At 59.4% G+C, this 18,803-nt stretch carries 15 protein-coding genes; 10 read left to right on the forward strand and 5 right to left on the reverse strand.

Translation table 11 applies throughout. The annotated features are described in order from the left end of the window. Positions 1-142 precede the first annotated feature (142 nt). The 3 genes from fadD1 (at position 143) to AC4LE2_RS06195 (ending at position 7,094) form a co-directional block, all read left to right on the forward strand. Positions 143-1,840: a long-chain-fatty-acid--CoA ligase FadD1 gene (gene fadD1, locus AC4LE2_RS06185; RefSeq protein WP_491824879.1), complete on the forward strand. Its 1,698-nt coding sequence runs from the start codon at positions 143-145 to the stop codon at positions 1,838-1,840. Between the two features lie 139 nt (positions 1,841-1,979). Continuing rightward, positions 1,980-5,891: an ATP-dependent RNA helicase HrpA gene (hrpA, locus tag AC4LE2_RS06190; protein WP_491824880.1), complete on the forward strand. Its 3,912-nt coding sequence runs from the start codon at positions 1,980-1,982 to the stop codon at positions 5,889-5,891. 81 nt (positions 5,892-5,972) lie between these two features. Next, entirely contained in the window at positions 5,973-7,094 is a 1,122-nt protein-coding gene (locus AC4LE2_RS06195; protein WP_491824882.1) for a beta-ketoacyl-ACP synthase III, read from the forward strand. Between the two features lie 164 nt (positions 7,095-7,258). On the opposite strand, the gene AC4LE2_RS06200 is transcribed toward AC4LE2_RS06195, so the two are convergent. Genes AC4LE2_RS06200 through AC4LE2_RS06210 form a run of 3 tightly spaced genes read right to left on the reverse strand, consistent with a single transcriptional unit; the run spans position 7,259 to position 10,433 of the window. Continuing rightward, positions 7,259-8,437 (reverse strand): vWA domain-containing protein, encoded by a 1,179-nt coding sequence (locus tag AC4LE2_RS06200; protein WP_491824884.1) that lies wholly within the window; start codon positions 8,435-8,437, stop codon positions 7,259-7,261. 20 nt (positions 8,438-8,457) lie between these two features. After that, a complete protein-coding gene (locus tag AC4LE2_RS06205; protein ID WP_491824886.1) occupies positions 8,458-9,303 on the reverse strand; it encodes an AAA family ATPase in 846 nt (281 codons plus the stop codon). 53 nt (positions 9,304-9,356) lie between these two features. After that, complete coding sequence (locus AC4LE2_RS06210; RefSeq protein ID WP_491824888.1) at positions 9,357-10,433, reverse strand: DUF748 domain-containing protein; 1,077 nt, start codon at positions 10,431-10,433, stop codon at positions 9,357-9,359. A 167-nt stretch (positions 10,434-10,600) separates the two neighbouring features. Here AC4LE2_RS06210 and AC4LE2_RS06215 point away from each other — a divergent pair, with 167 nt between their 5' ends. Beyond that, positions 10,601-11,539, forward strand: coding sequence for an aspartyl/asparaginyl beta-hydroxylase domain-containing protein (locus AC4LE2_RS06215; protein ID WP_491824890.1), 939 nt, complete (start codon positions 10,601-10,603; stop codon positions 11,537-11,539). Positions 11,540-11,745: 206 nt separating this feature from the next. Next, positions 11,746-12,315, forward strand: coding sequence for a GNAT family N-acetyltransferase (locus tag AC4LE2_RS06220; RefSeq protein ID WP_491824892.1), 570 nt, complete (start codon positions 11,746-11,748; stop codon positions 12,313-12,315). Here AC4LE2_RS06220 and AC4LE2_RS06225 read toward each other — a convergent pair. Next, entirely contained in the window at positions 12,253-12,975 is a 723-nt protein-coding gene (locus AC4LE2_RS06225) for a TorF family putative porin (protein ID WP_491824894.1), read from the reverse strand. The genes AC4LE2_RS06220 and AC4LE2_RS06225 overlap by 63 nt on opposite strands. A gap of 240 nt (positions 12,976-13,215) precedes the next feature. Here AC4LE2_RS06225 and AC4LE2_RS06230 point away from each other — a divergent pair, with 240 nt between their 5' ends. The 4 genes from AC4LE2_RS06230 to def all read left to right on the forward strand — a co-directional run bounded on the left by AC4LE2_RS06230 (position 13,216) and on the right by def (position 15,976). After that, the gene (locus AC4LE2_RS06230) at positions 13,216-14,052 is read left to right on the forward strand and encodes a CvfB family protein (protein ID WP_491824896.1); all 837 of its coding nucleotides are present in this window, start codon (positions 13,216-13,218) and stop codon (positions 14,050-14,052) included. 114 nt (positions 14,053-14,166) lie between these two features. Continuing rightward, entirely contained in the window at positions 14,167-14,373 is a 207-nt protein-coding gene (locus tag AC4LE2_RS06235; RefSeq protein WP_491824898.1) for a CsbD family protein, read from the forward strand. A 129-nt stretch (positions 14,374-14,502) separates the two neighbouring features. After that, positions 14,503-15,429, forward strand: coding sequence for a YihY/virulence factor BrkB family protein (locus AC4LE2_RS06240; protein WP_491824900.1), 927 nt, complete (start codon positions 14,503-14,505; stop codon positions 15,427-15,429). A gap of 19 nt (positions 15,430-15,448) precedes the next feature. After that, the gene (gene def, locus AC4LE2_RS06245; RefSeq protein WP_491824901.1) at positions 15,449-15,976 is read left to right on the forward strand and encodes a peptide deformylase; all 528 of its coding nucleotides are present in this window, start codon (positions 15,449-15,451) and stop codon (positions 15,974-15,976) included. 97 nt (positions 15,977-16,073) lie between these two features. Here the strand turns inward: def and AC4LE2_RS06250 are convergent, their stop codons facing one another. Beyond that, a complete protein-coding gene (locus tag AC4LE2_RS06250) occupies positions 16,074-17,348 on the reverse strand; it encodes a putative porin (protein ID WP_491824903.1) in 1,275 nt (424 codons plus the stop codon). Positions 17,349-17,669: 321 nt separating this feature from the next. On the opposite strand from AC4LE2_RS06250, the gene AC4LE2_RS06255 reads away from it, so the two are divergent. Further along, on the forward strand, positions 17,670-18,794 hold the full coding sequence (locus tag AC4LE2_RS06255) for a GNAT family N-acetyltransferase (RefSeq protein ID WP_491824904.1): 1,125 nt from the start codon (positions 17,670-17,672) through the stop codon (positions 18,792-18,794). The last annotated feature ends 9 nt before the right edge of the window (positions 18,795-18,803 follow it).

Consider the following 18,803-nt stretch of genomic DNA (forward strand, 5'->3'; position numbering starts at 1 on the left):
AGCATTCGTTCATGCCATGACCGCTTGGCCCTTACCAGCGCTAGGCGGTCTTTGGCAAAAATGATAATCTCGGCGCGCTTTTGAACTATCTATAAAATCGCATCGAATGCGGTGATTTCGCTGCGCGAGGAGCAGGGTTCCCATGGCTGAAAATTTCTGGTCAGACAAGTATCCGCCGGGCATTCCTGCTCACATTGACCCTGACGCGTACCCTAATATCCAGGCGGTGCTTCAGCAGGCGTGCCAGCGGTTTGCCGATAAGCCAGCCTTCAGCAACCTGGGCAAGACGCTTACCTATGGCGAGCTGTATGCCCTGTCCGGCGCATTTGCGGCCTGGCTCCAGCACCATACCGACCTGGCCCCTGGCGACCGGATTGCAGTTCAGTTGCCCAACGTTCTGCAATACCCTGTGGTTGTGTTCGGTGCGATCCGTGCAGGGCTTGTAGTGGTCAATACCAACCCACTTTATACCGCCCGTGAAATGGAGCACCAGTTCAAGGATTCCGGCGCCAAGGCCTTGGTGTGCCTGGCCAACATGGCGCACCTGGCGCAGGTTGTGGTGCCCAAAACCGCCGTATGCCACGTGATCGTTACCGAGGTGGCAGACCTGCTCCCACCCCTTAAGCGCCTGCTGGTCAACAGTGTGGTGCGTTACGTCAAGAAAATGGTTCCGGCTTATCACCTGCCTAACGCAGTTCGCTTCAACGAGGCGCTATCACTGGGGCAAGGTAAAGAGGTCAACGACGCCTCGCCCGGTGCCGAGGAGGTGGCCGTGCTGCAATACACTGGCGGCACTACAGGGATCGCCAAAGGCGCCATGCTCACCCATCGCAACCTGGTGGCCAACATGTTGCAGTGCAAGGCTGCAATGGGCTCGAACCTCAACGAAGGCAGCGAGGTGATCATTACCCCGTTGCCGCTGTATCACATCTACGCTTTTACCTTTCATTGCATGGCGATGATGCTGATGGGCAACCACAACGTGCTGATCAGCAACCCGCGCGACCTGCCAGCCATGGTCAAGGAATTGAGTAGGTGGCGGTTCAATGCCTTTGTGGGGCTTAACACCTTGTTCGTGGCGCTGTGTAACAGCCCTGAGTTCCGGCGGCTGGATTTCGCCAACCTCAAGCTGACGTTATCAGGCGGCATGGCCTTGCAGGCGGTGGTCGCCGAGCGCTGGGAAGAGGTTACCCACTGCAACGTCTGCGAAGGGTACGGCATGACTGAAACCAGCCCGGTGGCCACCGTGAACCCCAAGCAGGGTGTGCAGGTAGGAACGATCGGTATGCCCGTGCCCTCAACCCTGTGTCGAGTGATTGACGACAGCGGTAATGTGCTGGGCTTTGGCGAGATCGGCGAGCTGTGTGTGAAAGGCCCCCAGGTGATGAAGGGCTACTGGGAGCGCCCGGAGGCGACTGTTGAGATGCTCGACACGGAGGGTTGGCTCAAGACCGGTGATATCGCTTTGATTCAGCCGGACGGCTACATCCGTATCGTGGACCGCAAGAAGGACATGATTCTGGTGTCCGGCTTCAATGTGTACCCCAATGAGCTGGAAGATGTACTAGTTACGCTGCCTGGGGTGCTTCAGTGCGCCGCCATCGGCATACCAGACGAAAAATCCGGTGAAGTGATCAAGGTGTTCGTGGTGATCAAGCCGGGCATGACGCTCACCCGTGACCAGGTGCTCGACTACATGCGCGCCAACCTTACCGGGTACAAAGTACCCAAGTCTGTCGAGTTCCGGGACGCCCTTCCTACCACGAACGTAGGCAAGATCCTGCGCCGAGCGCTGCGAGATGAAGAACTCAAAAAGCTCGGCTTGAAAAAAATCGCCTAAAGGCTGGCGGCCCTATCCCCTACGGAGCAGGCAGGGCGCTCAGCCGAGCGCACCCAGCCTGCGCCTCCGTGCCCCTAAGGGCCACTAAATCTGCCACAATTGGCGTACATTTTTTGCCGTGCCCGCCCGGGCCAGACTAATGACCGAACCTACACCCGCCCTCGATACACTGCTCACCCACATCGACCTTGCCCAAACCGCTGACCGTCACCGTCTGCGGCGGCAGTTGCATGAGCTGCGCAAAAAACCCGATGACGCCAAACTGGCGCGCTGGCTGGAGCGTTATCGAGCCTCTTGCGCGGTCGTCGAGGCGCGCCGGGCCAGCGTGCCTGCTATTCGCTATGACGATCAACTGCCTATCGCCGCCAAGCGTGATGAGATCAAAACACTGGTCGCCGAGCATCAAGTGGTGATCATTGCGGGCGAGACCGGCTCGGGCAAGACCACCCAGTTACCTAAGATCTGCCTGGAGTTGGGCCGTGGCCAGGCGGGGCTGATTGCCCATACCCAGCCTCGCCGTATCGCCGCCCGCAGCGTGGCCATGCGGGTCGCTGAGGAGCTAGGTACGCCCCTGGGAGGGCTGGTGGGGTATCAGGTGCGCTTCGAGGACCAGACCGGCCCCGGCAGCCTGGTCAAGCTGATGACAGATGGCATCCTGTTGGCTGAAACCCAGCATGACCGCTTTCTTGAGCGCTACGACACCATCATTGTGGACGAAGCCCACGAGCGCAGCCTGAACATCGACTTCCTGCTGGGTTACCTCAAAACCTTGCTGCCACGCCGCCCAGACCTCAAAGTCATCATCACCTCGGCTACGATCGACCTGGAGCGCTTCTCCAAGCATTTCGACGGCGCGCCAGTGATCGAAGTGTCAGGGCGGACCTACCCGGTGGATGTGTGGTACCGGCCACTGGTGGGGGAGCAGGATGAAGACGGTAATACGGTCGAGGAAGACCTGAGCATCGACCAAGGCATTCTGGCCACGTTGGAAGAGTTTGCAGAGCTGGAGCGCCACGCCCACAAAAGCCCCGGGGATGTGTTGGTGTTCTTGCCCGGTGAGCGGGAAATTCGCGATGCCGCTGATTACCTGCGCAAGGCGCAGTTGCGTCATACCGAGATTCTGCCGCTTTACGCACGGTTGTCCCCAGCCGAGCAGCAGCGGATTTTCCAGTCCCATCCAGGGCGTCGTGTGGTGCTGGCTACCAACGTGGCGGAAACCTCGCTCACGGTGCCCGGTATCCGTTATGTGATCGACAGCGGTACGGCCCGTATCAGCCGTTACAGCTACCGCGCCAAAGTGCAGCGCTTGCCTATCGAGGCGGTCAGCCAAGCCAGCGCCAACCAGCGCAAGGGCCGTTGTGGGCGGGTGGAGCCTGGCCTGTGCGTGCGCCTGTATAGCGAGGAGGATTTCAACGCACGGCCCGCCTTTACCGACCCGGAAATCCTTCGAACCAACCTGGCGGCAGTGATTCTGCAAATGCTGCACCTGCGTCTGGGCGCCATAGAAGCCTTCCCGTTCATCGAGCCGCCAGACGGCAAAGCCGTGAGCGACGGCTTCAACCTGTTGCAGGAGCTGCGCGCGGTCAGCCGCGACAATCAACTCACGCCGCTTGGGCGGCAGTTGGCTCGGCTGCCGGTGGACCCGCGGCTTGGGCGCATGCTGCTCGAAGGGGCGCAGCAAGGCAGCCTGGCTGAAGTGCTGATCGTTGCCAGCGCGCTGTCGGTACAAGACCCGCGCGAGCGGCCCCCTGAGCGCCAGCAGGCGGCGGACCAGGCGCATGCCCAATGGAAGGACGTAGACTCGGACTTTGCCGCCCTGGTCAACCTATGGAACGGGTTCGAAGCTCAACGCCAAGCGCTAGGCTCCAACCCCTTGCGGGCTTGGTGCCGCAAGCAGTTTCTCAACTACCTGCGCCTGCGCGAGTGGCGTGATGCTCACCGCCAGTTGGCGCTGATCTGCCGCGACCTGCAATTGCCGGTCAACGCCGAGCCCGCGGACTACGCACGGTTGCACCGGGCCGTGTTGTCAGGCCTGCTGAGCCAGGTAGGGCAAAAGACCGAAGAAGGCGATTACCTGGGCGCGCGCCAGCGCAGGTTCTGGGTACACCCCTCCAGTGGCTTGGGGCGCAAGCGGCCGCAGTGGTTGATGGCGGCCGAATTGGTCGAGACCACCAAGCTCTACGCCCGAGGGGTAGCGCGCATCGATGCGCAGTGGCTGGAGCCCTTGGCCGAGCACTTGATAAAGCGCAATCACTTCGAGCCCCACTGGGAGAAAAAACGCGGGCAGGTAGTCGCGTTCGAACAGCTCACGCTGTATGGGCTGATTATCGTAGGCCGGCGCCCGGTGCATTTCGGGCCGATCGACCCGGTAGCTTCCCGCGAGCTGTTCATCCGCGAAGGCCTGGTGCGCGGCGAGATTCAGTCCAAGGCGCGCTGCCTGTCCGCCAACCGTGCATTGCTGGAGCGGCTTGATGAGCTGGAGGCCAAGTCCCGGCGCCGAGACATCCTGGCCGATGAAGAAACCCTGTACGCCTTCTACGAGGCGCGGGTGCCGGCCACGGTCTACCAGACTGCGACCTTCGATCATTGGTACCGAACTGAAAGCCAACAGCAGCCTGACCTGCTCATCATGCGTGAAGAGGACGTATTGGCGCGGGAGGCCCACGAGGTCACGGCGACCTTGTACCCAGATACGTTAAAACTGGGTGATCTTTCACTGCCGCTCAGTTATCACTTCGAACCGGGCACCCCACGCGATGGCGTCACCTTGCGCGTGCCCGCCCCGTTGCTGTCCACCCTGCCTGCCGAGCGCCTGGCCTGGCTGGTGCCGGGCCTGATCGAGGCGCGGTGTATTGCCTTGGTGCGCAACCTGCCTAAAGCCGTACGCAAGAACTTCGTGCCCGTACCCGACTTTGTCAAGGCCGCCCTGGGCCGCATGGTCTTTGGTCAGGGTGCCTTGCCCCAGGCGCTGGGCGCAGAGCTGACCCGTATGACCGGTGCTCGTGTAAGCGAAGACGACTGGGTCGAGGCTGAACGCCAGTTGGAAGGGCACCTGCGCATGAACCTGGAAGTGGTAGATGCCACGGGTAAGTTCCTGGGGGAAGGTCGCGACCTGGATACCCTCTCGGCACGGTTTGCCCAAGAGGGTCAAGCTGCACTGGCCATGCCCAAGGCCGCCCAAGCGCCAGCACCGGTGCAGCCCAAGGCATTTGCTGCCGTGGCGCAAACCGCTCGCCATCAGGTGGCCGGGTTGCAACTCACGGTGTACCCCGCGTTGGTAGAGGAGCAGGGGGAAGTGCGCGAGGGCCGCTTCGCTACCACTGCCGAGGCAGAGCATCAGCATCGGCGAGCCCTGCAACGGCTGTTGCTGCAACAATTGGCCGAGCCTGCACGTTTCCTGCGAGGCAAATTGCCTGGGCAGACGCAAATGGGTTTGCTTTACCGAGACTTGGGCCGCATCGAGGCGCTGGTGGAGGACATCCTGCTGGCCAGCCTGGACAGTTGCATTCTGGACGGCGAAACCAGCCTGCCGCGTGACGGCGAAGGCCTCGCTCGCCTCGCTGAACGCAAGCGCGGAGGCTGGGCCGAGCACGCTGAGCGCCTGTCGCGCCTCGTGCTGGAGATTCTTACGTTGTGGCACGGCCTGCAGAAGCGCTTCAAGGGGCGTATCGACCTGGCTCAGGCAGTTGCCTTCAATGACATCAAGCAGCAGTTGGCCGGCCTGGTATACCCAGGTTTTGTGAGAGAGACGCCCATGCCCTGGCTCAAGGAGTTACCTCGCTACCTTAAGGCCATCGAGCTGCGGCTTGATAAGGTCGGTGCCCAGGTGCAGCGTGATCGGGTTTGGAGCAGCGAGCTGAGCGAGCTGTGGGCGCGTTATCAGGCCCGTGCGCTCAAACACGCCCAGGAGGGCAAGCGAGACCCTAACCTGGTGCTGTATCGCTGGTGGCTGGAGGAGTACCGCGTGTCGCTGTTCGCTCAACAATTAGGCACCAAGGTACCGATTTCTGACAAGCGCCTGGCTAAGCAATGGGCGCTGGTGGAGGCCTGACGCCAATGGGCACGTTCGTTGTGGATGTGGCAAAATCGCCTGGGTCTGCCTGACCAGGCGCCACCTTCGAGAGAAACGCACGTGCACAAGGTCGTTATCAGCGGCACCGGGCTGTTCACACCGCCTTATAGCATCAGCAATGACGAGCTGGTGGAGTCGTTCAATACCTGGGTACACCAGCAAAACACCGCTGACGCTGATGCCATCGCCCGTGGGGAGCGAGCGCCGCTGGGTGAGTCCAACGCCGCGTTCATCGAGAAAGCCTCGGGCATTAAAAGCCGCTTCGTGATGGACAAAGCCGGCATCCTTGACCCACAGCGCATGCTGCCTCGCTTGCCAGAACGCAGTAACGACAGCCCGTCCATTTTGTGTGAAATGGCGGTGGCCGCCGCACGACAGGCCCTTGAGCGTGCCGGCCGTACCGCGGCGGATGTGGATGCGGTAATCGTCGCCTGTTCCAACCTGCAGCGCCCTTACCCAGCAGTGGCTATCGAAGTGCAGCAGGCCTTGGGCATCCAGGGGTTTGGTTTTGACATGAACGTGGCGTGCTCCTCGGCCACCTTCGGTATTCAAACCGCTTGCAATGCCGTACAGCTGGGTCAAGCCCGCGCGGTACTGGTGGTAGACCCCGAGATCTGCACCGGGCACCTGAATTTCCGTGACCGTGACAGCCACTTTATCTTTGGCGACGCTGCGACCGCTGTCTTGGTAGAGCGGGCAGACCTTGCCAGCTCACCTCACCAGTTCGAGGTGGTCAGCACCAAATTACTAACGCAGTTTTCCAACAACATCCGTAATAACTTCGGCTTCCTCAACCGAACGGCAGAGGAAGGCCTGGGCGCCGACGATAAACTGTTCGTGCAGGAAGGCCGAAAGGTGTTCCGGGAAGTCTGCCCCATGGTGGCTGAGCTGATCGCCAACCACTTGGCAGAGAACGCGATCGACGTTACTCAGGTCTCACGGTTCTGGCTGCACCAGGCGAACCTGAGCATGAACCAGCTGATTGCCAAAAAGCTATTAGGCCGCGACGCCACGCCTGAGGAAGCGCCGGTTATCCTCGATACGTATGGCAATACCAGCTCCGCAGGGTCGGTGATAGCCCTGCACATCCACCAGGATGACCTGCCCAGTGGGGCGGTCGGGGTACTGAGCTCATTTGGCGCAGGGTATTCCATTGGTAGCGTGATTTTGCGAAAGCCCTAAACGCTTGGTACAAGTTCGCGTCTTTTCGCGAATTTCGCCGTTGGCTGCGTTCTCTCCCACAAAAAATCGCTTGCGCCTCATGATTAGCGGGTGCCCTTGCAGGCGCCCCTGCAGGCGCTCTTGTGGGAGGTAACGCCAGTTGCCGAACAGGGTCGTCATTTACATTATTTGGTCAGGTGACGAATGCCCTCTTCGAGCCCGGCCAGCGTGAGGGGGTACATCCTGTCGTCTACCAGTTGACGTACCAGCGCAGTAGACGCAGTGAAATGCCAGGCATCCTTGGGGTAAGGGTTGATCCAGATGATCTTCTGGAATTTATCCCGAAAACGCCGCATCCACGCGGCCCCTGCTTCTTCATTCCAGTGCTCTACACTGCCGCCAGGGTGGGTGATCTCGTAGGGCGCCATGGCCGCGTCGCCTACGAAGATCACTTTGTAGTCCGCCCCATAGGTGTTGAGCAGGTCGTAGGTGGCCGTGCGTTCGGAGGTACGTCGCAGGTTGTTCTTCCACACCGCCTCATACACGAAGTTGTGAAAGTAGTAGTACTCAAGGTGCTTGAACTCGGTTTTACAGGCCGAGAACAACGCTTCGCAGGTTTTGACATGGTCATCCATCGAGCCGCCGATGTCGAACAGCAGCAACAGCTTGACCCGGTTGCGGCGCTCCGGCCTTAACTGAATGTTGAGCAGCCCCGCATCCCGGGCGGTGTGGTCGATGGTGCCGTCGATGTCCAGCTCTTCGGCCGCACCCTCGCGGGCAAAAGTACGTAGCCTGCGCAGGGCCATCTTGAGGGTGCGCGTACCCAGCTCCACCTGATCGTCCAGGTTCTTGTATTCGCGTTGTTCCCACACTTTCAAGGCCTTGCCCTGGCGATCGCCTGCCTCCCCCATACGGATGCCTTCAGGGTTGAAGCCGCCTGAGCCGAAAGGGCTGGTCCCCCCCGTACCTATCCACTTATTGCCGCCAGCGTGACGGGTTTTCTGTTCCGCCAGCCGCGCCTTGAACGCCTCGATGAGCGCGTTCAAACCACCCATGGCGTGCAACTGGGCACGCTCCTCGGCGCTTAGGCTACGTTCGAAGGTCTTGCGCAGCCAGTCTTCAGGAATAGCGGCCTGCAAGGCGTCATCAGGGCTGTCCACACCGTCGAAGTAGGCCGTGAACGCCCGGTCGAAGCGGTCGAAATAGCGCTCATCCTTTACCACAAGGGTGCGCGCCAGGTAGTAGAACGCCTCCCTGTCAGCGAACGCCAGGTGCTGCGCCAAGGCGCTGATCAGGTCCAACCATTCCCGCAGGGAAACGGGCACGCGGGCTGCACGTAAGTGAGTAAACAGGTCAAGCAGCATTACAAGGCCTCGGTGCTGGCTTATCGGTTACCGCGGCGGCTCATGAACGCCAGGCGTTCGAGTAACTGCACGTCTTGTTCATTTTTCACCAACGCCCCCGCCAGGGGAGGAATAGCCTTGGTAGGGTTGCGCTCACGCAACACCGTTTCACTGACGTCGTCGGCCATCAATAGCGTGAGCCAGTCCACTAGCTCTGAGGTAGAAGGCTTTTTCTTGAGCCCTGGCACTCTGCGGACGTCGAAGAAGACATCCAACGCCTCACTGACCAGGGCCTGCTTGATACCCGGGAAGTGCACGTCCACGATACGTTGCAGGGTAGGGCGATCAGGAAAGGCGATGTAATGGAAAAAGCACCGGCGTAGAAAGGCGTCGGGAAGTTCTTTTTCATTATTGGACGTAATGATGATGATCGGCCGATGCTTGGCACGGATGGTTTCATTGGTTTCGTAAACGTAGAACTCCATTTTGTCGAGTTCTTGCAGCAGGTCGTTTGGAAACTCGATATCGGCCTTGTCGATTTCATCGATTAGCAGCACCACTCGCTCTTCGGCATCGAACGCATCCCACAGCTTGCCTTTTTTCAGGTAATGACGAACGTCATGAACAGTGTCTGCGCCCAGCTGAGAATCCCGCAGCCGGCTGACCGCATCGTACTCGTACAAGCCCTGATGGGCTTTAGTCGTGGATTTGATATGCCAAGTGATTAACGGCGCACCTAAGGCCTGCGCTAATTGTTCAGCCAACAGCGTCTTGCCGGTACCGGGTTCACCCTTCACCAGCAGGGGGCGCTGCAGGGTAATCGCGGCATTCACTGCCAAGGTCAAGTCGGCGGTGGCCACGTAGGCCGCCGTGCCTTCGAATTTCATGCGCCGTTCCTCACGTTCATTAGCCTGGATCATAACCTGCAATGGGCACAGGATCAGTCTTGGCTAGGCGGCGTTTGTTCATAGCGGGCATTGAAGGCTTGCACGAAACCATTGTGAAGGATCTCCCAGAAGGCCTGCAGTGGGCTGATGTCCTGGCGGTGGACGTTGCCGCTCAAATCCACCCGTGTGGCGAATTGGTTTTTGTTCTGGTTCTTGAGCACGGTCTCGGTTCCGCCTACCAGTGCTTCCCACACCGACCGGAAGAACCCTTTGTTTTTGTTCTCGACGTCTTGTTGCCAGTTGAACACGTCTACATCGCGCAGCAGTGGCTTGATATAGCCGGTCAGCTTGGCATTATTGGCCTCGGCTTCGATCACCACATCTCCGTGCCCGGCATTGAAATCGAACTTGCCGTAGGCTGACGCAAAACTGTTGAGGCGCTTGAGTTCGATACCCGTTACCCGCAGCCTGAACTGGAAGTCTTCGAAGTTGCTGAAGGGGTCGAAGGTGGCGCGGGTGTCCACTGGCGCTTGGTCGAACAACTTCGCCTTGCCTTCAAAGCGCGCATCACGCTTGCCTTCGGCATCCTCTACGTTAGTGAGATTGTAAAGACTGGCATCGATGTCGCTCGCTTCCAGCTTTACCGGGGGGTTGGACGTGAAGTTGTTGAACGTTATCTTGCCTTGGTCAACCCGGACTTCGTTGAGCGTGATAGGCAATAGCTTTTCGAGCTGAGCGCGCCAGTCAGTGCCAGCACCGGTCTGCGAGGCTTGTTTGTTCGCACCGCCGTCGACAAAGTTCAGCGTAGGCCCCATGAACGCAATGCGTGCGACCACCGCATGGTCATACCAGAGTGAGTGCCAGCTGACGGCAATGTCGGCCCGAGGTACGTCTAGCAGCGGTACAGGTACTTTGCCGTCCACCTTGGTGACGCGCAGGCCATTGACCGTGTAGGCGCCGCGCCACAGGGCGATGTCCACATCGTCTACATGGCCGCTGTAGGCTCCCATGTCGTGCAACTTGTCATTGAGGTAATTGCGAACCAGGTAAGGCAGCGCAAGCTGCACGATCAATAACGCAACGATCAGTACGACAATGGCCGCGAGTGGCCAGCGGTAGCGTGATTTCATCGAAAAGGCTCCATCGGTATGGTCAATGGACTTCCTTGCGCACAAGACGTTCGCTTGCCAGGCGCCGCTCGCGTTGGAATGACACCCGTCACGTAGCACTTCGGTTGGCCTGTGCGGGGTAGCGTAGGGGTGTATTATGGCGCACTGCCCATCTCCAGGAGCCCTGCATGTCCCTCTCGTTCACCGTCAAGGCCCTCGTGCTGTTAACGTTCATAGGCAGCACGCTCTATGTTCATTTGCGCGGCAAGGCGCGGCTGCCGGTGCTCCGTCAGTTCGTCAACCATTCCGCCCTGTTTGCGCCCTATAACGCCTTGATGTACCTGTTCTCAAGCGTGCCGTCGCGGCCGTACCTGGACCGTGCACGGTTTCCTGAACTGGATGTGCTACGCGATAACTGGGAAGTGATCCGCGAAGAGGCCATGCACCTGTTCGACGAGGGTTATATCCGCGCTGCGGAAAAAAACAACGATGCAGGCTTCGGTTCATTCTTCAAGAAAGGCTGGAAGCGATTTTATTTGAAATGGTATGACAAGCCCTTGCCCTCTGCCATGGCCCTGTGCCCTCGCACCGTGGAGCTGGTAAGCGCTATCCCGAATGTAAAAGGCGCCATGTTCGCTCTGTTGCCAGGGGACAGTCACCTCAACCCACACCGGGACCCTTTCGCAGGCTCGCTGCGCTACCACCTGGGCCTGGCCACGCCTAACTCCGATGCCTGCCGGATCTACGTGGACGGCCAGCCCTATGCGTGGCGCGATGGCGAAGACGTGATGTTTGACGAAACCTACGTGCATTGGGTCAAGAACGAAACCGAGCACACCCGAGTGATTCTGTTCTGTGACGTTGAAAGGCCCTTGTCAAACGGGTTCATGACCCGTATCAACCGGCGCGTCAGCGCGTTTTTGGGCCGAGCGACTGCGCCCCAGAACCTGGACGACGAGCGTGTAGGTGGGATCAACCAGGCCTATGCGTGGAGCAAACGCTTCAGTGATAGCACCAGTGGGCGAGTAAGGCAGTTCAAGCGTCATTACCCTAAGGCGTACCGCGTGCTTAGGCCGGTGCTGGCCGTGATTGTGCTCACGGCCGTGGGGTATTGGTTGTTCGGATAGGCCGCAATCTGGGATAGGTATCACATTTCTGGCCATTGGCCATCTTCCTGCCGGGCGGAGCGGCACTTTTGTCGCAACGCGCTGCCTCACATCGGCGTAAGCTTGCATCGCGGGTTGGTTGGATCCACCCTGCGTGCCTACGTTCAGGGAGCGTTGTTTGCGATGGATTCCTCGCATTACGGGAATTTTTTCAGGGTGTCTGTTTTATGACGTTTTACCTGGTCAGAACCGCGCGGCCTGGCGACTGCCGAGCGCTGCGTGCGATTCATGCCTACCCCGACAATGGGGTGTCCGTACCAGCTGACAACGATCCCGACCTGTGCGGGCTGCTGGCAACCACACGCGGTTGCTATCCATTTTTAGTCGCTGAATGCAACGATCAACTGGTGGGCTTTGCGTATGCGCGCCCCCACAAGGCGCCATTGGCGTTGCGCTGGTCGGTTGATGTCACGGTGTACATGACGGCTGAAGGGCGCCGCGCCGGCTTACTGCGGTCGCTGTATCGGTCACTGCTCGATCATCTTCAAGCTTTGGGTTACCTCACGGTCTACGCGGGCCTTGAAGTCACCAACCGTGAAGCTATCGTTGCCCATGAGGCGTTAGGCTTTGTGCACATTGGCATGGGTCAGGCCTTGGATTTACGCCGTGACGCCGAATACTGGTGCCGCACCCTGGTGAGCGAGGGCGCGGCGGGTTTACCCCACCAGGCTGGCTTAGAAGAACGCGCGCTGCGCTTTCAAGGTCACCATGCTATCGCAGGCAGGGTTGTGGCCTGAGTAGGCCACACACGACCCACCTCGCAGGTCTGACGCGCTATACACCAGGTTAAGGTCTACGCCCATCAACGGGCGGGACACCTGCATCGACCAGTCGTTGAAGCTGTCAACCAACTCACCGGTACCCAGCGCATACGGCGTGCTCAGGTCGTAGCGCGTGACCTTGACCGACAGGTCCAGGTTAAGCAGGGGCACTTGGCCAAAATCTGCGAACAGGGTGCCCGAACGGCTTCCGGCCGCCTCGCTCCAGGCAGCCCCGAATCGGCTTTCCATCACACGCATACCTGCATACAACTGGTGGCTGTTACCGTTATCGATATCCGGCCGGTTGTAGCCGATCATGCCTACTTCATAGCCAAAACCTGGTGCCACGCGCTGCTTGTAACCCAGATAACTGTCGAGCTCGAAATCGGTCTCGGGGGCCAGCCCTACGCTGGGCGACCACTGCCCAACATACCAGCCACTGTCATGGCTGATGTCGATACCGCCGTGAAAGGATCCTGCCGTGCCAGGCGCTACGAGCCCCTGGGCCATGCTGCGCGAAGGCGTGGTGCCTAATTTGAGGTTGAAGTCGCCCCATTCCCGCTGCAGGGTTTGAGCATGGAGGTGGGGTGCGGCGGCCAGCAGGCCAGCGGTCAGCATCAGGCTGGGTTTAAGCATGCGTCTCTCCCTGGCGCGAGGGGCGCGGCCGGTAAGGGCCGCAGCGGGTCGTGTAGGCCAGAAAGCCCTGTGTAGACGGGGGGAGGATACCGGTGAATGACCTCAATGGGGAGCCGCCCGTCGATTTAAGCGCAACAGACGTATCGATTCAGCAAGGCTCAGGGCAGGCCGTGAGCCTGAGAGGCCACCAGGCGCGGCATGGTGGGTTACACTGGCAGCCTGTCAATAAAGGTGTCGAACATGGCTTTGGTGGGTCGCTACAATAGCTTGCAAGTGGTCAAGCATACAGATTTCGGGCTCTACCTGGACGGCGGTGCAGACGGCGAGATTCTGCTGCCCAACCGCTATATTCCAAAAGAGACGCCCCATGAGGTCGAAGACTGGCTGAATGTATTTGTGTACCTGGACAGCGAAGACAAGCTGCTCGCTACGACCGAGCGCCCCAAGGCTCAGGTAGGGGACTTCGCCAGCCTTAAAGTGGTAGAGATCAACTCGATCGGTATCTTCCTGGGCTGGGGTCTGCCCAAAGACCTACTGCTGCCGTTTTCTGAAGAAAAGCGTCCGCTCAAGGCAGGCGATTACTGCGTGGTGCACCTGTTCCTTGACCGCCGTACCCGGCGCATCACCGCCAGTGCCAAGCTGGACCGCTACCTCGATAAAACCCCGGCCAGTTACCAAGTAGGGCAGGCCGTGCAGGTATTGGTCGCTGCCCAGACCGACCTGGGCTTCAACGCTATTATCGAAAACGCCCACTGGGGCCTGATTCACAAGAATGAAGTATTCAAATTCTTGCGCAGCGGCATGCAGGAAACCGCTTACATCAAAGACATCCGCGCCGACGGCAAGATTGCCCTGAGCCTCCAGCCCGCAGGCCAGGAGGCCGTGGAAGGGCTGCAAGGGCAGATCCTTGACGCCCTTCGCGCAGCTGGCGGCAGCCTGCCACTGAGCGACCGCAGCCCGCCCGAGGTGATTGCCCAGCAGTTTGGCGTGAGCAAGGGCAACTTCAAGAAGGCCATAGGTGCGCTATACAAGGCTGGCAAGATCGTTATCGAGGACGCGGGCATCCGCGCTGTATAAGCCTTTTCACAGCGTTTCTTAAAATTCATGAATTGATTGAAACTCCTGAGCGCAGCGGGCAGTCAACGCTTATGCCGATTGAGTTAATTCAATCATCACCTAGGAGTGCGCATCATGAGTGGGACTGGAGACAAGATCAAAGGCAAGGCCAATGAACTCGCTGGTAAGGCTCAGCAGGCTCTTGGCGACGCAACTAATAGCCCAGAGACCGAAGCTAAGGGCGCGGCTCGTGAAATCAAAGGCCAGGCGCAGCAGGCTAAGGGCGAGGTGAAAGACGCCGCACATGACGCCAAAGAAGCAGCCCACAAGGCAACCAAGTAAGGCCTTGATACGCTTTTAAACTTAAGCGTACACCAGCGGTCATCCTAGGATGGCCGCTGTGCTTTTAGGCACGGCGATAACAGAGGGAAGGCCCGAGGGGGCCAAGGGGCAGAGTCAAGGAGCCGCCGCATGATCTTTCCAGATATGAAAAAGTTGCCGTTCAGCAAGGTGATGATCCGCACCGTGCAAGAGTTTTCAAAGGACGAAATGTCCACCTATGCCTCGGCATTGGCGTATCAAATGTTGTTCTCGCTGTTCCCGTTTCTTTTATTTCTTATCGCGCTGATCGGCTTTCTCCACCTGCCGGATTTTTTCTCGTGGCTACGTGAACAGGCGGGCATGGTATTGCCCCCCAAGGCACTGGATTCGGTCAACCCTGTGATCGATCAATTGCAGAAGTCAGAAGGTGGGTTTCTTTCGTTCGGTATCATCGCGGCCCTGTGGACGGCCTCGGCGGGCATACGCTCGCTTATGAGCGCGCTCAATGCTGCCTACGACGTAGCAGAAGGCCGCCCAGCCTGGAAGCGCCTGCCACTGTCTGTTTTGTACACCGTAGGCTTGGCCGGGATGTTGCTGTGCGCGGCTGCATTGATGGTGCTCGGGCCTCAGGTGATGAACTGGATCGCAGGTTACATTGGGCTGGAAAGCTTTACCGTGACCCTGTGGACCCTGGCGCGCTGGCCCGTCGTGGTGGTGTTGCTGATGCTGTCGGTTGCCCTCATCTATTACCTGATCCCCGATGTTGACCAGAGCTTTAAGTTCCTGACGCCAGGTGCGGTGCTGGCTGTGGTGGTGTGGATCATCGCGTCTGTGGGCTTTGCGTACTACGTACAAAATTTTGCCGACTACAACGCTATGTACGGCAGCATTGGCGCGATCATTATCTTGTTGCTGTATTTCTATATCTCATCGGCGGTGCTGTTGCTGGGCGCAGAAATGAATGCCGTGATCGAGCACATGTCCAGCGAAGGCAAGGACAAGGGCGAGAAAGCGCCAGGCGTACCCTCCGGTGGCAGTGAAGACGAACGAGCCGGGCTTGGCGGTGCGAAAACCTGAGCTCAGTCAGAGAGGCGTTATGATCCGGGACATTCTCAAGATGGGTGACGAGCGCCTCCTGCGCATTGCGCCCGCGGTGCCTGACGCGCTGTTGGGTAGTCATGAATTGCAGGAGTTGGTAGCGGATATGTTCGCCACCATGCAGGCCGCAGGGGGTGTAGGCCTGGCGGCGCCACAGATTGGCGTAGACCTGCAAGTGATTGTGTTTGGGTTCGACGCGGCGGCGCGTTATCCAGAGGCGAGTGCGGTAGAGCGTACAGTGTTGATCAACCCGTTAATCACCCCGCTAAGCGCTACGCTCGAAGAGGGCTGGGAAGGGTGCTTGTCCATACCTGGGTTGCGAGGCACAGTGCCGCGCTACAAGCACATTCGCTACGAAGGGGTGGACGTACAGGGCGCGCCGATACAGCGGGAAGCGTATGACTTCCATGCCAGGGTGGTGCAACACGAGGTCGATCACCTGATTGGCCGGCTGTACCCGTCACGTATCGCTGACTTCAGTCGCTTTGGCTTTACCAGCGTTCTCTTTCCAGAGTTGGACGACTAAGCCCCATCTCGCAGTGGTGTAGCAGCCTGCCTTGGCAGCGAACGGCTCCCACTCGGTGGAAGGCCTGTCGCTGCCAAGGCAGGCTGCTACAACTGCGTTAGAACTTGGCTTCCAGGTCCACTTGCAGGGTGTCTACGTCTGCGTCGGTTTTGAGGCGGTTGTAGGTATCGGATTCAGCCAGGAAGTAGGTCGCACCCAGGGCGAAGTTCTTGTCGATGTCGTAGCCGACCTTGAACTTATGACCCCGCGCGCCGGTGTAGCCGCCACCAAAGTCCGAATCAGTAAAGGCGCCCACCACCGCGTTACGCTGCACGTCGCGATAGTTGTAGTCCAGGCTCCACTTCTCGAACACTTTGGTCTTGGCACCCGCCAGCCAGGCAACGTCTTGATCGTTGCTGGCGTCAGCGTTCTTCACGTACTGGCCATACACCGCTAAAGGAATCGGCAGCCCGCTGACATCAACCTGGGCAAATCCTTCGTACAGCTTGAACTGCTCGTTAGGTGTATTGCCATTGATGGACAGGGTGTTGATGGTGTCTGTGCCATCGCCGTCGAAGCTGTAAACGCTACCGCCTACGGTCAACTTGAGGTTGTCGGTCACGCCAAAGCGGCCGCCCAACTGGCCTGCATACATCCGCAGATCGTGACGGAACTCAACACCTTCGCCGTCTACGTTGTCCTTGAGGTTGTAGTAGCCTGCGCTACCGAACAGCTCGGACTTACCGCCAATGGCGTGCTTGTAGGTAGCGGTCGCGCCCTCGGGGTTCACGTCACCGTCCCAGATGACGTCGCCCATGCTCACCCAGGGCTGGGTCATCTTGCCGCCAATCAGGTGCAGGTTAGGCACGGCCGTGGGGTGCCAATCCAAGTAAGCCAAGTCCACCCAGGAGCTCTTCTTTACGAAGTAGTTGTCCAGGTTTTCGTTGGTGGAGCGGGCGTCGCTGCTGCTGCCGGTGGCCAGGCGGATACCAGCGTCCACTTGAGGGTTGATCTCGCTGTACACACCAAAGCGCGCGCGCACGCGCTGGCGGTCCTGATCTTTGCCGCTGTTGCTGGCCGCGCCGTCGGTATTCTGGTCTTCGTAGCGCAAGCGTACGTCGCCCTTGATCTGGGTCTTGGAAGCCCATGCCACTTTTTGCTGGAAGGCGCTGAGGTCTTCTTTCTTTACTTGCTGGGCAGCCACCTGTTGCTGAGCCGCTTGCTCCTTGGCCAGGTCGCCTTTGAGTTCGGCATACTGGTTGGCGTTGATCGAACCGTTGGCCCGAAGTATTTCCAGTAGCTTATCGTCCACGGCAGCAGTGGCGGGCACACTGGCGGCCAACAGCATGGCCGCGCATACACCTGCTCCGGTTCGTGTTGAAACAAGACGCATACAATACTCCCAGGGTTAAAAGCGGGGGATGGTGGTCACCCCAAGACAGGTCCGGTTGGACGTGAGAGCGGGGTTAGGCCTGCACCGCCCCCGTCTTCTAAAAACTGGCGCAAGTATTGCGAGGGGTTATGACAGCGTGGTGGCAAACAAATGGCAGATTGGTGACAAGCGCAGCGGCAACCCCTGCTCTGGTACGGGCCTTTCAGACCGCGCCCTAGTGCTACTACGAGCAGTGGGCAGACCGTTGGCCATTGCAGCGGTGATTCACTAACGCTTTTACGCGATACTCGACCTACTACGGCGCTTGGGATGAAGTGAGAAATGACCATTGAAATCGCGACCCGCCTGGCGGATGTCCCGGCCGCAACGTGGGATGGGCTGCTGGTCGACGCACAGCCCTTTCTACGGCATGGCTTTCTAAGCAGCCTGGAAGACAGCGCAAGCATTGGCCCGGGCACTGGCTGGCAGGCCGAGCACCGCCTGTTGTGGGAGGAGGGCACGTTGGTGGCGGCACTGCCTGCCTACCGCAAGGTCCATTCGTATGGTGAGTACGTGTTCGATCATGGCTGGGCCGACGCCTGCCGGCGAGCAGGTATACCCTATTACCCCAAGCTGTTGTGCGCGGTGCCCTTTAGCCCCGTGACCGGCCCCCGGGTGCTTGCGCCTCACTTGGACGCCGGCATGGCGCTGTTGCGAGCCTTGCCGGTGCAGTTGGCCGAGGCGGGGTACTCCAGCGCCCACATCAACTTTACCGACCCCGCCCTGGATCAGCGTATGGCCGCTGAGCCTGACTGGCTTGAGCGCTGGGGCTGCCAATTCCACTGGCACAACCGGGGGTACCGGGACTTCCAGGATTTTCTAGACACCCTTAGTTCACGCAAACGCAAACAGATGCGCAAAGAGCGTGAGCAAGTAGCCGCCCAAGGCTTTGAGTTCCAGTGGCTGACCGGGGCCGCGTTGAGTGAGGCGCAATGGGACTTCGTCTACGCGTGCTATGCCAATACGTACGAAGTCCGCGGTCAGGCGCCGTACCTGACACGGCTGTTCTTCAGCCTGTTGGCTGAGCGCATGCCCGAGGCTATCCGCATTGCCTTTGCCTACCAGCAGGGCCAGCCTGTCGCGATGGCGTTCTGCTTGATGGACGGAAACACCCTGTATGGCCGCTATTGGGGCAGCCTGGCAGAGTTCGACCGGCTTCACTTTGAAACCTGCTTCTACCAAGGCATGGACCACGCTATCGGCCTGGGCTTGGCCCGGTTCGATGCTGGGGCTCAGGGCGAGCATAAGCTGATCAGGGGCTTTGAACCGGTCATCACGCGCTCCTGGCACTACCTGCTGCACCCTGGGCTGCGCGCCGCGGTGGTGGAGTTCCTCGATCGCGAACGCGAGGGCATTAGCCTGTATGCCGAGCAGGCGCGCGAAGCCTTGCCCTACCGACAGGCCTGAACCCGCAGT

The organism is Pseudomonas sp. 9.3L (assembly GCF_058536285.1).

What these genes read in the sequence shown, in the direction of transcription:
- hrpA (WP_491824880.1), top strand. Translation starts at nt 1,980, where the DNA reads ATGACCGAACCTACACCCGCCCTCGATACACTGCTCACCCACATCGAC.
- AC4LE2_RS06225 (WP_491824894.1), bottom strand. Translation starts at nt 12,975, where the DNA reads ATGCTTAAACCCAGCCTGATGCTGACCGCTGGCCTGCTGGCCGCCGCA.
- AC4LE2_RS06210 (WP_491824888.1), bottom strand. Translation starts at nt 10,433, where the DNA reads ATGAAATCACGCTACCGCTGGCCACTCGCGGCCATTGTCGTACTGATC.
- AC4LE2_RS06205 (WP_491824886.1), bottom strand. Translation starts at nt 9,303, where the DNA reads ATGAAATTCGAAGGCACGGCGGCCTACGTGGCCACCGCCGACTTGACC.
- AC4LE2_RS06255 (WP_491824904.1), top strand. Translation starts at nt 17,670, where the DNA reads ATGACCATTGAAATCGCGACCCGCCTGGCGGATGTCCCGGCCGCAACG.
- def (WP_491824901.1), top strand. Translation starts at nt 15,449, where the DNA reads ATGATCCGGGACATTCTCAAGATGGGTGACGAGCGCCTCCTGCGCATT.
- AC4LE2_RS06235 (WP_491824898.1), top strand. Translation starts at nt 14,167, where the DNA reads ATGAGTGGGACTGGAGACAAGATCAAAGGCAAGGCCAATGAACTCGCT.
- fadD1 (WP_491824879.1), top strand. Translation starts at nt 143, where the DNA reads ATGGCTGAAAATTTCTGGTCAGACAAGTATCCGCCGGGCATTCCTGCT.
- AC4LE2_RS06250 (WP_491824903.1), bottom strand. Translation starts at nt 17,348, where the DNA reads ATGCGTCTTGTTTCAACACGAACCGGAGCAGGTGTATGCGCGGCCATG.
- AC4LE2_RS06230 (WP_491824896.1), top strand. Translation starts at nt 13,216, where the DNA reads ATGGCTTTGGTGGGTCGCTACAATAGCTTGCAAGTGGTCAAGCATACA.
- AC4LE2_RS06220 (WP_491824892.1), top strand. Translation starts at nt 11,746, where the DNA reads ATGACGTTTTACCTGGTCAGAACCGCGCGGCCTGGCGACTGCCGAGCG.
- AC4LE2_RS06215 (WP_491824890.1), top strand. Translation starts at nt 10,601, where the DNA reads ATGTCCCTCTCGTTCACCGTCAAGGCCCTCGTGCTGTTAACGTTCATA.
- AC4LE2_RS06240 (WP_491824900.1), top strand. Translation starts at nt 14,503, where the DNA reads ATGATCTTTCCAGATATGAAAAAGTTGCCGTTCAGCAAGGTGATGATC.
- AC4LE2_RS06200 (WP_491824884.1), bottom strand. Translation starts at nt 8,437, where the DNA reads ATGCTGCTTGACCTGTTTACTCACTTACGTGCAGCCCGCGTGCCCGTT.